Source organism: Rhodothermales bacterium (assembly GCA_039944855.1).
GTDB lineage: Bacteria > Bacteroidota > Rhodothermia > Rhodothermales > JANQRZ01 > JBBSMX01.
Window position 1 is genome coordinate 194349 of sequence record JBDUXZ010000003.1, and the last position, 15256, is coordinate 209604.

Consider the following 15256-nt stretch of genomic DNA (forward strand, 5'->3'; position numbering starts at 1 on the left):
TCCCCGCTCCCGAAACCTGGGCCGGCCCTGCTTGTTTGCCTGAAATAACCGATCCAATCCGCCGACGATCCCCATGAAAACTAAAATCGTAGCCCTCGGCCTCGTCGCCGTCTTCGCCCTCACCGCCGCCGCCTGCGCGGACCCCGCCCCCGCCACCGAGGCATCGCAGACCGAGGCCCAAACCAACGCGCCGTCGCAGCCCGTCTCGCTCGACACCGAGCCCACCGCGGCGGCCGACACGGCGATCTTCGCCGGCGGCTGCTTCTGGTGCATGGAGCCGCCCTACGAGAAGCTCGACGGCGTCTTCTCCGTCGTCTCCGGCTTCGCCGGCGGTACCACGCCGGACCCGACGTACAAACAGGTCTCGTCCGGGCAGACCGACCACGCCGAGGTCGTCCGCGTGATCTACGACCCCGAGGTCGTCAGCTTCGAAACGCTCGTCGAAGTCTTCTGGCACAACATCGACCCCTTCGCCGTGGACCGCCAGTTCTGCGACCGCGGCGCGCAGTACCGCTCCGTCCTCTACTACCGCGACGCCGAGCAACAGGCCGTCGCCGAGGCGTCGTACGAGACCCTCGACGCCCGCTTCGACGAGCAGATCGCGACGACCGTCGAGCCGGTCTCCGACTTCTACCCCGCCGAGGACTACCACCAGGATTTCTACCGCACGAATCCCGACCGCTACTACTCGTACCGGAAGGGCTGCGGCCGTGACGCCCGCCTCGAAGCGATCTGGGGCGACGCCGCCGGCGAGCCCGGCCCGCTCGGCTGATCCGCGCCGCTGCTGAGCTGTCCCGACCTCCTTGCTGTTCCACCTTCTGAGCTCCGCCATGAAATCGACCTTCCCCCGCACCCTCCTCTTCGTCCTGATCGCCGTCGTCGGCGTCGCGGCTTTTGCGCTCGCGTCGTCCCAAACCCCGGCTGAGGCCGTCGTATCGGACGACACCACCGCCGCTGAGGACTCGCTCAAGGACATCCTCACGCCGATGCAGTACCGCGTGACGCAGGAAGACGGCACCGAGCCGCCCTTCCGCAACGAGTACTGGGACAACAAGAAGCCCGGCATCTACGTGGACATCGTCTCCGGCGAGCCGCTCTTCTCCTCGACGCACAAGTTCGAGTCCGGCACCGGCTGGCCGAGCTTCTGGCAGCCGCTCGAAGCCGACAACGTCCACTGGGCGAAGGACAACTCCCTCGGCATGACGCGCGACGAGGTCCGGTCCGTCGGTGCCGATTCCCACCTCGGCCACGTGTTCGAGGACGGCCCCGAACCGACCGGGCTCCGCTACTGCATCAACTCGGCCGCGCTCCGCTTCATCCCCGCCGACCAGCTCGAAGCCGAGGGCTACGGCCAGTACGCCGCCCTCTTTGAGAACTGACGCCGCCTCGGCTTCACGGTAGAGACGCAGCATGCTGCGTCTCTACGCTATCAGTCGGATGTATCGGCCCGGTTGGCCTCACGCGAAGACGTCGCGGAGCGCCGACCGGGCCGCGTTGTACCCGCACATCCCGTGGACGCCTCCACCGGGCGGCGTCGACGACGAGCAGAGGTAGAGCCCCGGCACCCCCGTCTCGTACGGGTTGGGGCGGAACACGGGGCGCGCCGCCACCTGCCACAGATCCTGCGACCCGCCGAAGATGTCACCGCCGACGAGGTTCGCGTCGTGCCGTTCGAGCGCGGCGGGCGGGAGCACGTTGCGCGCGATCACACGGTCGCGGAAGCCCGGCGCGAACCGCTCGATCTGCGCCTCGATCGTAGCGGTCACGTCCATCGTCGAGCCAAGCGGGACGTGGCTGTACGCCCACGCTGTGTGCTTCCCCCCGGGTGCGCGCGTAGAGTCGAACAGGCTCGGCTGCGCGAGGAGGACGTAGGGGTTAGGGTCGGGACGGCCGTCCGCTGCGGCCCGCTCGCTCGCAGCGATCTCTTCGAGCGTGCCGCCGAGGTGGACCGTCGCGGCGCGGGCGCAGTCGGGGTTCGCCCACGGAATCGGGCCATCGAGCGCGTAGTCGAGCTTGAACGCGGCGGGGCCGCGCTGCCACCCCTCCAGCGCGCTTCGGTAGCGGGCGGGCAGCCGGTCGCCCGCTAGCATGAGCATCGTTTCTGGAGAGACATCCGCGAGCACGGCCCGCGTCGCCGGCAGGTCGACGAGGTCCGTCACTCGCTCGCCCGTCACGACCTCGCCGCCGAGCGCCGTGAGGTGCGCCACGAGCGCATCGGTGATGGCTTGCGCCCCGCCCTCCGGAATCGGCCAGCCGACACGGTGGCCGAGCGCGCCGAGCACGAGCCCGAACGCCGAGCCACCGACGGCAGAGAACGGCAGCGCCGCGTGCGCCGCCGAGCCCGCCCACAGCGCCCGCGCCGGTTCGTCGTGGAACGCGAGGTCGGCGAGCGTCTGGATCGGAAGGATCGCGCGGAGGCCGAAGCCGGCGAGCGCCGGGAGGTGGCGCGGGAGGTGGACGAGCGGCTGCAGGATCTCCTCGGCCAGCTTCGGCCACGCGGCGGCGAGCGGCTCGAACAGGCGGCGGTACGCCGCCCTGTCGCGCCCGAGCCCAGCCGCTGTCGCCTCGACCGAGCGGTGCAGGAGCGCGGCCCGCCCGCCGTCGAGCGGGTGCGCGAGCGGCATGTCGGGGTGGATCCAGCGGAGGCCGTAGCGCTCCAGCGGGAGCCGCTTGAAGAACGGCGAGCCGAGCCCGAGCGGGAAAACCGCCGCGCCGAAGTCGTGCACGAACCCCGGCTTCGTCAGCGGCAGCGAGCGGACGCCGCCGCCCGCCGTCTCGTTCGCTTCGAGCACGACGACGCGCTGCCCCGCCTCGGCGAGCGTGATCGCCGCCGCCAGCCCGTTCGGCCCGGCTCCGATTACGATGGCATCGTACGAGGAATTCGTGGGCATCAATCGTCAGCGGCTGCGTGGAAGAGGTCGCGGTGGTACCTGATGTGAGCGCGTTCGATCCGATGGCGCGGCACCGCCCGCTCGTCATTGCGAGGAGCGACAGCGACGTGGCAATCTCCTCCGGCCTGCTCATCCCGTGGAGATTGCTTCGCTGCGCTCGCAATGACATCGTTCTACTCTGTCACTGAATCTCAGCACCCTTTGCCAGATTGTGACGCGCGCACAAGATCTGAACATTCTCCGTCGTAGCGGACGCTCCGCCTTTGGAGTACGGGATGACGTGGTCGAAGTGCAGGTCATCCTCTGCCCCGCAGAGTACACAGCGGCCCCCGTCGCGTTTCCACACCTCGCGCTTCACCTCAGATGGAATGAGCCGTCGACGCTCGGGCAGCTTCGCCATCGGAGCCGTGGACTCCTCCACGACGGCGACCAGTTTGAACTTGAACACGGTCCGCTGACCGGAGCGCTCCTGCCAAGAGTCGATGAGGTGAAAGAGGCCGTTGTACGACCAGATGCCGGTGCGCAGCTTCTCGTACACTCGAACGCGCTCAGGCTCACGGACTCCTGCCTTGTAATCTGACGCCGCGACGTGAAACTTCCCGTTTTGTGTGAGGGCTCCCGTAGGGTATACCGCCGTCTGATCCACAGACTTCGGCTCGACTCCTTCACCTCTCCGCACGTCGTGGCCTTCGTAGATCAGGGTCGAGCCGTCGTCCTCAAATCGGTCGTCGTACGGCGCGTTGTGCTGAACCGACGTCAGGATGACAGAGTGATCGCCACCGATCCCGAAGTTCATGCCTTGCTGGAGACTCGTCCGCTCCCGCTGGCACATCTCGAAATACGACAGGATCTCGTTGTCCACCGCTACAGCCGCTCTTTGCGTTCGAGGTAGAGCGCGCGGAAGAGCATGGCCGAGGTCTTCGCCGTCTGGTCGGTGAACCAGTAGTTCACGCCCGCGCCGATCGCCGCGCCGGCGACGGGGATGAGCTGGCCGAGCTTCCGCGCGGCGAGGTTCTTCGCCAGCTCGCGCGGGACGTGGCGGTTCTGGTCGCGGAACGTGCCCGAACCGCGACGGCCCCGGTACTCGGTGTCGTGCGCGAACGCGGCGGCGGCCACGCTCAGCTCGCGCACGGCGTCGCTCTTGGACTGCTGGCTCCCACTCGCGGCGACGTTGTAGATCGCGATGACGAGCGGCTTGAACTCGGGCTTGCGGAGGGGGAAGCCGTAGGCCCCGCCGATCTGCTGGATCACGCGGAAGTTGATCGTGAACAGCAGCGGGATGTCGGCAGCGATGAAGAGCGGGCCGCCGAGACTCGTCCCGCCGCCTTCGATGGCGGCGAGGATCGCGTTCTGGTTGACGAACTCGCGGGCGAGGGGGTCGAGCTCTTCGAGCGGCTTGTCGCGGAGGTCGTCGACGGTGTCCACGTCGAGGCCGCGAGCACGGGCCTTGTCGAGCACGTCGTCCTCCTCGTAGGTCCACTCGGAGGCGTCGTTGAGCACGCCGAGGCCGTCGACGATGGCGTCGGAGAGCCGGTCGATGAGGTCCACGGGGACGACCTGGTCGAAGGCCCAGTCGACGGGCTTCATCGCGAAGTCGATGGCCTGCTGGAGGAACGAGGCCTCGCCGTGCTGCCAGCGGTCGATCTCGCGTTGGGCTTGCTTCTCGTACTCGGTCAGGCGCATGGGGTAGTCCGTTGTCCGTTGTCAGTGGTCACTTGTCGAGTCGGTGTCAACAAAGAACCACTGACGACTGACAAGTGACTACTCCGTAGTAATCTCGTACTTCTTGAGGAGGCGGTACATCGTCGCCCGGCCGATGCCGAGCTCGACGGCGGCGCGGTCCACGTTCCCCTCGCAGATCTCGTAGGCCCGCTCCACGGCCCGCTGCTTGAGCTCTTCGAGCGGGACGATCTCGTCGGAGGCGGGGACCGAGAGCATCGGGGGATCGTCGGACGCGCCGGCCTCTATACCGTCGCCGGTGGACAGAGGTTGCGTCGTATGCGGCGGGACGGACGAGCCGGACGGCTTGCGCGCGGCGGCTTTCGTATCGGCGCGCTCGGTCCACGGCGTGATGCCGGTGTTGAGGTCCAGCATCAGGTCCTCGGCGCTGATCTGCTCGCCGTCGGAGATGAGGATGGCGCGCTCGACGGCGTTCTTCAGCTCGCGGACGTTGCCCGGCCACGAGTGCTTGAGGATCGCCTTGCTCGCGGCCTTCGAGAGCAGCTTCTCGTCGAACCCGTCGTGCTCGGCTTTGTAGGCCTCGACGAAGTGGTGGGCGAGGACGAGCACGTCCTGCCCGCGCTCGCGGAGGGGCGGGAGCGTGACGGGGAACTGGAAGAGACGGTAGTAGAGGTCCTCACGGAAGCGCCCGCCCTCGATCATCCGGAGCACGTCCTTGTTCGTCGCCGAGATCACGCGGCAGTCGAACTTGATCGTGTCGGAGCCGCCGACGCGCGTGATCTCGCGGTTCTGCAGCGCGCGCAGCAGCTTGGCCTGCAAGTCGAGGTCGAGCTCGCCGATCTCGTCGAGGAAGAGCGTGCCGCCGTCGGCCTGCTCGAACTTGCCGATGTGGCGGGCGTGGGCCCCCGTGAACGAGCCCTTCTCGTGGCCGAAGAACTCCGACTCCATCAGCTCGCGCGGGATCGCCGCGCAGTTGACGACGACGAACGGGCCGCGCTTACGGTTGGAGTTGAAGTGGATGGCGCGGGCGACGAGCTCCTTGCCCGTCCCGCTCTCGCCCTGGATCGCGACGGTGAGGTCGCCGCGGAGGGTTTTCTGGATGAGGCGGTACACGTCCTCCATCGCCTTGCTGTCGCCGACGATCTCTTCGAGCCCGTACTTCTCGGCGATCTCGCCGCGCAGGCTCTCCACCTCGCGGGCGAGCGCCACGCGCTCTTTGATGTGGCCGACGACCTTGTCGAGCTTCACGAGGTCGTCCTGCCCCTTCGTGATGTAGTCGTAGGCCCCGAGCCGCATGGCCTCGACGGCCGTCTCGACGTTGCCCTGCGCCGAGATCATCACGACCGGGAGGTCCGGGCGCTGCTTCCGCAGCCGCTCCAGCGTCTCGACCCCGTCGATCCCCGGCATCATGATGTCGAGCAGCACGAGGTCCGGCGGCGCGCTCCCGCCGCCGCTGATCCGCTCCATCAGCTCCTCCCCGCTGTAAAACACCTCGACCTCGTGGTCGTCGTGCTTGTCGAGCCGGTACGAGAGGAGGCGGGCGTAGTGGCGGTCGTCGTCGACGACGAAGAGACGGTAGGGCATGGATCGGAGAGCGGGAGGCAGAAAACGGAGGAAGGGTACCCTCCCGGTATCGGCGACGTCTCAGATCGATAAAGCCCGCGTCTCGGTTTTTCTCTCTCGTCTCAGATCGGGAACGTCCGGCTTCCCCGCCAGCGTGGGGCCTGCCGTAGAGACGCAGCATGCTGCGTCTCTACCGGCATCAGCGGGGCGTTATCTCCTCAGATCAGCAGCAGGCCGAGCGTACCGGCGGCGAAGCAGTAGTACGCGAAGTACTGGAGGTCGCCACGCTGCACGAACGCGATCACGACTTTGATGGCCCAGATCCCCGAGGCGTAGGCGACGAGCGTCCCGAGCGCGAGCGGCACCCAGTCGATCGCGGCACCGATCTCGACGAGGTCGAGCACCTTCAGGAGGGTCGCGCCGACGATGACGGGGAGCGACATGAGGAACGAGAAGTCGGCGGCGTCCTTCCGGTCGACGTTGAGGTAGATCGCCGTCGAGATCGTGGAGCCGCTGCGGGAGATGCCGGGGATCATGGCCGCGCCCTGCGCGAGGCCCACGAGGAGCGCCTTCCCCGCGGAGTACGGGCCGTCGGGGTTCGGGCGGAACCGGATGAGGAGGAGGAGCACGCCCGTCACGAGCAGCATCCCGCACACGAACTTCGGGTACTCGAAGAGTCCTTCGAGCGTGTCGCCGAAGAGGACGTACACGATGCCCGTCGGGATCATCGAGAGGAGGATGAAGAGGGCGAGGCGCACGGCCCCCGACGGCGTCCGCCCGCGGTCTCCCGCGGCTCCGACCTCGGCCGCGAACGGCTCGTCTGGGGTGTGCTCGATGGGGCCGGGGCGAAGGGCGGCGCGGAGCGTGGCCGGACGCACGACCGCCTTCGCTAGCTCGCGGAGGATCGTCACGATCCGGTGCCGGTACACCGTGACGATCGAGAGCACGGTCCCGAAGTGGACGAACACCTCGAACGTGATGTCGGGCTCCGAGACGCCGAGGAAGTACTGCCCGAGCACGAGGTGGCCGGAGGAGGAGATGGGCAGAAACTCGGCGAGGCCTTGGATGAGGCCGAGGATGATGGCTTCCCACCAGGTCATGAGCGAAGCGGTCGAGGGGAGAGGGGCAGAGCGCCAAAGGTACGCGCCCACGCCGCGCCGCGCCGTGAGGTTATTGCGATCCCTCGGGCCGCTTCGGCTCGACGAGCACCACGTCTTCGCGGTCGATGCGGACGAGCCCCGGCGGGCCGCCTTTGATCGGGCGGACGTACTTCCGCTCGGTCACGATGACGGGCACGAGCGACTGCGTCTTGGCCGTGCTGAAGTAGGCCGCGAGCGCCGCCGCGCGTTCGACGGCGCGGCGGTCCGGCATCGCTGTCTTGCTGTCGCGGCGGATGACGACGTGGGAGCCGGGCACGCCGCGCGCGTGCAGCCAGAGGTCGTGCGGCTGCGCGTAGCGCGTGGTCAGCTCGGCGTTCCCCTTCGCGTTCTTGCCGACCCACGCCTCGAACCCGCCGGGCAGGGCGAAGCGGCGGAACGGCTCGCGCTCCTCCCCCACGCCCTCCCGCCCGGTGAACCCGGCGAGCGCGTCTTTCTCCTGTTCGATCAGCGCCTCCAAATCGGGCAGCCGCTCCGTCGCCCGGAGCGATTCGAGCAGCGCTGCCGCAGCTTCGGCGTCGGCCTGCACCGATTCCCACCGCGTCTCGGCGTGGGCGCGGGCAGCGCGCGTGCGACGGGCTTTGTCGTAGTAGCGCTCGGCGTTCTCGATGCCGGAGAGCGCGCGGTCGAGCGGGATCGTGACGGGCTCACCACCGCCGATGATGTCAGGCACGGTGACCTCTTCGGAGCCGGGGCCGGGTTGCACCGCCTGTGCCATGAGGAGGTGGCCATAGGTCTCGTACGTCGCGGCGCGGCTCGGGCTGCCGAGCTCGTCGAGCATCCGCTCGGCGCTGCGGGCAAGGCGGTCGGCGGCGGCGGCGAGCTTCTGTTCGAGCGGGCGGTAGAGCGCGTCGAACCGCTGCTGCGCGAGGCTCCGGCGCGAGAAGATCCGCACGGCCTCGTCGACGGTGTCGAAGCGCTCTTCGCGCAGCCCATCGTCCGCCCGGTGCCGGAGGTCGATGAGCGCGAACGCCTCGGCCCGGCCGCCGCGCCACAGGATGCGCGGCGTCGGCGCGGCGAGGTCCGCCTCGATCTCTCGTGCCGCCTCGAACAGCGCCCGCCGCTCGGCCTCCGAACAATCGCCCGGCGACTCCGTCTCCACGTCGGCGCGAAATACCGCCTCGGCAGCGAGCGTGCGGTCGAAGAGCGGGAGCGCCGCCGCGACGGCCTGCTCGACGGTCTTCCGGTTCGCCCGCCACCGCGCTTCGAAGTCCTCAAACGTCGCGACCATCGGTGCGGCGCGGGGCGCAGGCGGCGGCTCGCCCTCCCACTCCTCGCCCGACTGAAACGCCGCCCTCACGACCCCGCCTTCGACGAGCCACACGTTCGGGCGCGGGCCAAAGAGTTGAATCTGAAACGCCGCTCCGCCCTCCAAATCGACGAACACGACGCGGTCCCGCTCCGCCGTCCGCACGGCCTCGACGCGTCGGCCGAGCGCCGCTTCGAAGAGCGACGCGCTGTTGCGCCGCGCCCTCCCGTGGCCGGGGTTGCGGAAGAGCAGCCGCAGATCCGGCCGCGTTTCGACGACGAGCGTCCACGCCTCGGCGCCCTCCGTGTCGGACCCGTCGAACGCGAGCGAGAGTTCGTCCCGGTTCTGCGAGTACGCGTCTCCGACAGTGGAGCCGGGGAGCGACGCGGCCCACTCGGCGGCGAGCGCGGTGAGGGTGTAATACGTGAGGAGCATCGGGAGACCGGGAGCGCGGGCCGAAGGATACGGCGGCCTCGGCCTCCCCGCTCCGGCCGTCAGCCGTGCGCCGCCTTGCCGCGCGTCGAGAAGCCGAACGGGAGGTACGCCGGGCAGGTGCCGACGAAGCTCGTGAGGAGAAATACGACGGCGATGATCCCGAGCACAATCGCGACGGTGCCGCTGATGACGCCCGTGAAATAGAGGACGGCGACGAGGACGGCGAGCCCGAAGCGGAGCGCGCGGTCAATCGTGCCCATGTTCTTCTTCATGACAATCCGGAGGAGGGTGGAGAAGGATCGACGGGACGCGATGCGTCCTCCCTCAACGTACGATTCCGCAGGGAAACAGCCCCCTGATTCCGCGACGTTTACGTGCAGCCGGCGTGCAGATACGAGGAAGAAGAACGGGGCTAGCGGACGCCCTGCAACAGGCACGCGTAGGCCGCCTCGGCGACGTGCACGGTGAGTTGATCCACGAGGGCGTCCTCCACCTCCCGCTCGCGCTCGGCGAGTTCGTCGGCGTCGAAGAGGCGGCGCTCGTCGCGGTCGAGGTCGAGCGTGCGGAGCGGACCGTCGTATTCGCCCCGCACGATCCGCTGCTGCACGGAGCGTTCGACCTCACGCTCGCACACCGGCCGCCGCGACGCCACGTCAACGATCTCGAACGCGACGGTGGCGGAGAGCGTCACCTCTTCTTCGATGCGGAGGTACGTCGCGCGGTCGCCGCCCTCCGTGCGGGCCGTCCGCTCCTCCCGCTTCCGCTCCTCGGCGACGCGGCGGAAGCGCTCGATCTCCCCGGCGAAGACGGCGTCCACGGCGAGGGCGCGGCCGAGGTCGGCGGCGTCGCGGGGGCGGAGTGGATCACGGTCGAGCCCGAGGTCGCGGAGGGCGCGGCGGACGAGGGCCGGCTCGATGACGAGCACGAACGGCGGCGGCCGGGTCCACCGCTCGATCTCGAGATCGTCGTTGAGCGCGGTGACGAAGCCGCGCGGGAGGTCGCGTCCGGCCGAATTGCGAAGCGGGGCGAGGGCGGCGCGGACGCTGCCGAGATCAATCGCTTCGGTCTGCAGCCGGACGATCTGCGCGGCGGCGGCGCTGCCGGGCGGGACGAAGGCGAGCGCCTGCCCGGCGAGGTCGTACGCCGAGCGGAATTCGCCGCGCGCCGCAGCCGCCTCGGACCACGCGATGTAGGCATCGGACGAGGCGAGCGCGAGGTCGGCCTCGTCGTCGCGCGTCGGTTCGTAACGACGGGCGCGGTCGTAGCGCTGAATGGCCCCGCCGAAGTCGCCGCGCGCGACGGCCGCGCTGCCCTCGTCGAGGAGCGTCGTGATCGCGGCTTCGAAGCCCGCGCGGCGCTGCGTGGCGTAGTCGGCCGGGAGCGGGAGCGCCACGCCGACCTCGCCCGCCCTCCCCACGAGCCGGTCGAGTCCGAGGTAGAGGTCGCCGGCCTCGACCCAATCCCCCGCCGTCTCGGCGTCGGCGAGCCGCGCGCGGTAGCTCTCGACGGCGAGCTTGCCGGCTTCAAGCAGGCGGCCGCGTGCTTTCTGCAGGTCCGGCTGCTTCTCCACCGCATCGGCGTAGCGGAAGGCGGCGGCCTCGTACCCGCCGCGCAGTTCGAGGTCCTGCCCCTCAGAGTAGAGTTCGTCCGCGCTTTTGCAGCCGGCGACGAGGAGGAGCGCGAGGGCGAGCGGGAGGAGGGCGAGGCGGGTAAGCGGCATTGGGAGGGAGCGTTGGATTAATGCAAAGCCGCTGTGAGTCCGGGGATGAGTAACGGCAGTGCTTGCTAGATCGCGATCCCCGCGCTCAGCACGAAAGAGGTGTTCCGCAAGGCCGAGTGCTGGCTTCGCGCGAATGAGTTCAGCCGGTCGGCGTCGACGAAGTCGCTGAAGCCGAAGCTGAACCGGGCGTCGAGCACGAACCAGCGGCTAAGCGTGACGTCCGCCCCGAGGATGAGGCCGGCATCGATGTCGCGGAGGGTTTCGAGGTCGTCGGCCGTGCCCGCGTTCACTTCCCCATCGAACCGCATCTGCTCGAACGCCACGCTGTTCGACGTCATGTATCCCGCGTAGGGACCGATGTGTGCCCCGAGCCCGAAGCGCGGTCCGTCGACGGCGGCGACTCGGAGGAGCAGCGCCGTCTGCGCGTAGCCGAACTGGTACTCGAGTTCGTCCCGCCTCGCCCCGTTGGCGAGAATCTGGCGCGCGCCCCGGCGACCGTACCCGAACTCCCACTGCAGCCCGACCGACGCCACGACCGGGAGACGGAGGAAGCCCATCCCTTCGATCCCCGACGCGCGCTCGAACACGCCGTGGCGAAAGTGGTTCGAGGTGATGAAGAAGTGAGCCTCCCCGCCTCCGAATGTGCTGGACGTCCGGCCGAGGCGCAGCCCCGCGCGCACATCTTGTGCCGGCGCGGCAGGAGCAAGAACGAAGAGGATCCCGGCCAGGGCAAGGAGGGCGCAGCGCATGGAGGACGTTTAATGCGTGGACACGAAGTAGAAAGTCCGCAGAAAGTAACGCAGCCGAGGATTCCGTGCCCTGCCTGCGTCGGCGCTCGCTCCACGTCGAGGATTAACCCGCCAGTCGCGCGAGGATAAGCGCGGCGGCCTTCACCGAGCGAATGTAGTAGCGCGCGGCGAGGGCTTCCTGCTCCCCCGCCGAGAGGTCGCCGTGGCGGCCGAGCCGGACGAGCCGGTCCTGCCGCGCGTGGTAGAGCCCGAGCGCGGCGGCGACCGAGATGTTGTAGCTCTGGATGAACCCGTCGATGGGGAGCACCACGTTGAGGTCGGCGCGGGCGAGGAGTTCGGGCGAGATCCCGTCGCGCTCGTTCCCGAAGACGAGCGCCGTCGGGACCGAGAAATCCACGTCTGCAATCGGCACGGCATCGGCGGCGAGGTGCGTGGCGACGATGCGGTAGCCCTGCGCGCGGAGCCCGTCGCATGCCGCGCCGGCGTCGGGCCAGAGGCGGAGATCGATCCACTTGTCGGCGCCCTGGCTCTGGCGGCGCGCCCGCCCCATCCCACCCTCGACAGGACCGCCATCCGCTCGCCCCTCCGCGTCGTCTTCCAACGAGGCGGCCCAGTCGGCGGCATCGCCTTGCAGGTCGACGAGGTGCGCCGCGCCGTAGCCCAGTCCCTCGGCGCTGCGGAGCACGGCGTTGACGTTGCCGAGGTCGTGCACGCGCTCCAGCACCGGCACCACGCGGTACGTCCGCGCCGCCACGACGTCGGCGATCCGCTCGCACCGCGCCACGTCCATGAACGGCGTCAGCCGCTCGATGACCTCGGCCGCGCCGAAGGCACGGCCGCCGAACTCGAACGAGGGATCGGGGAAGAACGAAGCGGACAAAGCGGGCTGAACAAAGCGGAACGGGTGCCGTTGGAAGATACCCGCGCGACGACGTGTGGACGTGTGGACGTGTGGACGAAGCTAGCCGTCGCGGTCTGCGCTCGCCTCTCTTTTCCCTTCACCCTTTTCCCTTTCCTCATGCACCTCCAAGACAAAGTCGCCGTCGTCACCGGGGCGAGCCGCGGGCTCGGCCGCGCCTTCGCCGAAGCCCTCGCCGCGAAGGGCGCGCAGGTCTACGGCCTCGCCCGCAGCGAAGGCGACCTCGCCGACGTGAGCGCCGCCATCGGCGACGCCTTCCACCCCGTCGAATGCGACGTCCGCGACCCCGACGATGTCCACCGCGCCTTTAAGACTGTGAGCGACGACGCCGGCCGCTGCGACGTCCTCATTAACAACGCCGGGCTCGGCCGCTTCGGCGCCGTCGAGGACTACGACGACGACGCGTGGGACGTGATGATGGACACGAACGTGACCGGCCTCTTCTTCTGCACCCGCGCCGCGATCCCGATGATGAAAGCGCAGAACGCCGCGAGCGGCTTCGGCGGCCACATCGTCAACATCGCCTCCGTCGCCGGGCTCGTCGGCAACCCGAACATCAGCGGGTACAACGCCACGAAATTCGCCGTGCGCGGGTTCTCCGAGGCCATCATGAAGGAGCTGCGCGAGGACGGGATCAAGGTGACGTGCATCTACCCCGGCTCCGTCGAAACCCACTTCGCCGACGAGGCGGGGTCGAGCGGCTCCGCGAACCCGATGCAGCCGGAGGACGTCGCCGACACCGTCGTCCACGTGATCGAAGGGCCGGACAACTACCTCATCTCCGAGGTCATGATGCGCCCGCTCCGCCCCAAAGGCTGACGATGTTTATTCGCTGATCGGGTGATAGCGTGACTTGCCGATCGGGCTCCCCAATCACCCAATCAGCGACCGCGAAGCAGCGGCGCAGCCAATCGACCAATCACTCAATAGATGAACCCCGTCACGCACGACCCGGCGGCGGTCGACCGGGCGTACCCGCCGACGCTCCATGCGTTCACGTTCGAGAGCGGCGGGCACCGCCTGCTTGGCTGCATCTACGTCGCCGACGGGCCGGGGCCGCACCCGACCGCGCTCCTCCTCCACGGCTGCCCCGGCAACGAGCGCAACTTCGACCTCGCGCACGCGCTCCGGCGGGCCGGCTTCAACGTCGCGCTCTTCCACTACCGCGGCGCGTGGGGCAGCGACGGCACGTTCTCGATTGCGGGCGCTGTCGCCGACGTGCCCGCCGCGCTCGCCTTCCTCCGTGACGAGGCCCACGCCGCTGCCCTCCGCATCGACCCCGACCGGATCGTGCCCGTCGGTCACTCGATGGGCGGATTCGTGGCGCTCATGGCCGCGGCGTCGGACGACCGCGTGCCGGCCGTCGCCGGGCTCGCCGCGTTCAACTTCGGGCTCCACGCCCGGCTGATGCACCGGGTCCCCGACATCCGCGCCCGCACCCTCAACGAGCTCGCGCCCCTCATGCCGCCGCTCCAGGGCGCCACCGCCGAGTGGCTCGTCGAGGAGATGGCCGCCCGCCGCGCCGACTGGAACCTGCTCGACCGCGTGCCGGCGTTGCGGGATCGGCCCGTGCTCCTCGTCGCGGCCGAGCGCGACGAGACGGCGATTCCCCTCCTCCACCACCGTCCGCTCGTCGACGCCTTCGGCCCGGACGCGGCCGGACTCACCACAACGACGCTCGATGACGACCACCTCTTTTCGAGCACGCGGATCGCCCTCGCCCGGACCGTGGCGGCGTGGCTCCGCGACGGCGCGTTTGCGGCGTAGCCCCCACACCCGCTGCGCGGCCCGCACGCTGTGGTGGGTCGGGTTGTGGATCGGGAGATCGGGGCCTAAGTTGGCGCGTCCCGCGCGCGATTACCAGCGCCCCTCGCTCCGACGACGTCGATCATGCCTTCCTTCCGCCCCGCTCTCCTCCTGCTCGCAGCCCTCGTCTTCCTGCCGCAGACCGCCCTCGCGCAGCGCCTCGCGAACGCCGTAGGCAGCACCGACGTCGGCCCGTACGTGGACGCCGATCACGGACCTCGCGCGCTATCGTCGCGCGCCGGCGGGCTCGCCCTCACCCACTCCGTGAGCGACACCCTCGTGGCCCGCACCGCGATCAACTGCAACGTCGAAAGCTCCGGGCTGACGGCGGAGAACAGCTACTGGCGCGTGTTCGACCTCGGCGCGTTCGGCCTCACCGAGCCCTTCACCGTCACGAGTATCGACATCGGCATCGAGCTGGTGGACCTCAAATCCAGCGCGCTCGCGACGGACCTCCGGCTGCACGCGCTCGACGGGGACTTCACGCGGGCGAACCTCACCCGCGTCGAAGAAACCGAGTTCGATGTACGGGAAAGGAATGCCCTCTCGGTCGTGACCGTGGACATCACCGGCGCGTTCGCCGTAGGCGAGGTGCTCGTCGTCGAGTGGAACGTGCCGGACCTCCGAGACGACGGCGGCGCCGTGTTCTACGGCGCGAACAGCGCGGGCCAGACGGGGCCGACGTACCTCTCCGCCGCGGCCTGCGGCCTGCCCGAGCCGACGGACCTCGCGGACGTCGGCGCAGGCTTCCCGGGCGTGGCGTGGGTGCTCGCCGTCAACGGCACGACGATGACGACGGACGCCGAGGGCATCGCCGTCGCGCAGCGCGTGACGCTCGGACAAGCGTACCCGAACCCCGTCGCCGGCCGCACCGCGATCCCGTTCTCGCTCGACGCCCCGCAGCGCGTCCGCATCGCCGTCTACGACGCGCTCGGCCGCGAGGTCGCCGTCGCCGCCGACCGCACGTTCGGGGCCGGCGAGCAGGCCGTGGACGTGAGCGTGGCGGGCCTACCGAGCGGGCTGTACTTCTACCGTCTCCGCGCCGGGACGCAGACGCTCACGCGCAAGCTCGTCGTCGTCCAGTAGC

Annotated in this window: 14 protein-coding genes and 1 pseudogene; 5 read left to right on the forward strand and 10 right to left on the reverse strand. The window is 69.4% G+C overall.

What is annotated here, in order from left to right; genetic code table 11:
- Positions 1-73: 73 nt before the first annotated feature.
- Together msrA and msrB are read left to right on the forward strand one after the other, a co-directional pair.
- On the forward strand, positions 74-772 hold the full coding sequence (msrA, locus tag ABJF88_02095; protein MEP0545700.1) for a peptide-methionine (S)-S-oxide reductase MsrA: 699 nt from the start codon (positions 74-76) through the stop codon (positions 770-772).
- 193 nt (positions 773-965) lie between these two features.
- Positions 966-1379: pseudogene (gene msrB, locus ABJF88_02100) on the forward strand (peptide-methionine (R)-S-oxide reductase MsrB).
- A 78-nt stretch (positions 1380-1457) separates the two neighbouring features.
- Here the strand turns inward: msrB and ABJF88_02105 are convergent.
- The 10 genes from ABJF88_02105 to ABJF88_02150 form a co-directional block, all read right to left on the reverse strand.
- On the reverse strand, positions 1458-2891 hold the full coding sequence (locus tag ABJF88_02105) for an NAD(P)/FAD-dependent oxidoreductase (GenBank protein MEP0545701.1): 1434 nt from the start codon (positions 2889-2891) through the stop codon (positions 1458-1460).
- Between the two features lie 181 nt (positions 2892-3072).
- A complete protein-coding gene (locus ABJF88_02110; protein ID MEP0545702.1) occupies positions 3073-3753 on the reverse strand; it encodes a YDG/SRA domain-containing protein in 681 nt (226 codons plus the stop codon).
- Between the two features lie 2 nt (positions 3754-3755).
- Positions 3756-4574 carry an EcsC family protein gene (locus ABJF88_02115; protein ID MEP0545703.1) on the reverse strand — a complete coding sequence of 273 codons (819 nt, stop codon included), beginning with the start codon at positions 4572-4574 and terminating at the stop codon, positions 3756-3758.
- 78 nt (positions 4575-4652) lie between these two features.
- Entirely contained in the window at positions 4653-6155 is a 1503-nt protein-coding gene (locus tag ABJF88_02120; GenBank protein ID MEP0545704.1) for a sigma-54 dependent transcriptional regulator, read from the reverse strand.
- A 197-nt stretch (positions 6156-6352) separates the two neighbouring features.
- Entirely contained in the window at positions 6353-7234 is an 882-nt protein-coding gene (locus ABJF88_02125; GenBank protein ID MEP0545705.1) for an undecaprenyl-diphosphate phosphatase, read from the reverse strand.
- A gap of 70 nt (positions 7235-7304) precedes the next feature.
- Complete coding sequence (locus ABJF88_02130) at positions 7305-8975, reverse strand: NFACT RNA binding domain-containing protein (protein MEP0545706.1); 1671 nt, start codon at positions 8973-8975, stop codon at positions 7305-7307.
- Between the two features lie 59 nt (positions 8976-9034).
- Complete coding sequence (locus ABJF88_02135) at positions 9035-9247, reverse strand: DUF2892 domain-containing protein (GenBank protein ID MEP0545707.1); 213 nt, start codon at positions 9245-9247, stop codon at positions 9035-9037.
- Positions 9248-9387: 140 nt separating this feature from the next.
- Positions 9388-10695: a hypothetical protein gene (locus tag ABJF88_02140; GenBank protein ID MEP0545708.1), complete on the reverse strand. Its 1308-nt coding sequence runs from the start codon at positions 10693-10695 to the stop codon at positions 9388-9390.
- A gap of 65 nt (positions 10696-10760) precedes the next feature.
- Positions 10761-11444 carry a porin family protein gene (locus tag ABJF88_02145; protein ID MEP0545709.1) on the reverse strand — a complete coding sequence of 228 codons (684 nt, stop codon included), beginning with the start codon at positions 11442-11444 and terminating at the stop codon, positions 10761-10763.
- Positions 11445-11547: 103 nt separating this feature from the next.
- Positions 11548-12324 (reverse strand): RNA methyltransferase, encoded by a 777-nt coding sequence (locus tag ABJF88_02150; protein ID MEP0545710.1) that lies wholly within the window; start codon positions 12322-12324, stop codon positions 11548-11550.
- 138 nt (positions 12325-12462) lie between these two features.
- On the opposite strand from ABJF88_02150, the gene ABJF88_02155 reads away from it, so the two are divergent.
- The 3 genes from ABJF88_02155 to ABJF88_02165 all read left to right on the forward strand — a co-directional run bounded on the left by ABJF88_02155 (position 12463) and on the right by ABJF88_02165 (position 15255).
- On the forward strand, positions 12463-13182 hold the full coding sequence (locus ABJF88_02155) for an SDR family NAD(P)-dependent oxidoreductase (protein ID MEP0545711.1): 720 nt from the start codon (positions 12463-12465) through the stop codon (positions 13180-13182).
- A gap of 111 nt (positions 13183-13293) precedes the next feature.
- Entirely contained in the window at positions 13294-14130 is an 837-nt protein-coding gene (locus tag ABJF88_02160) for an alpha/beta fold hydrolase (protein ID MEP0545712.1), read from the forward strand.
- A 123-nt stretch (positions 14131-14253) separates the two neighbouring features.
- The gene (locus ABJF88_02165) at positions 14254-15255 is read left to right on the forward strand and encodes a T9SS type A sorting domain-containing protein (GenBank protein ID MEP0545713.1); all 1002 of its coding nucleotides are present in this window, start codon (positions 14254-14256) and stop codon (positions 15253-15255) included.
- Position 15256: the final 1 nt, after the last annotated feature.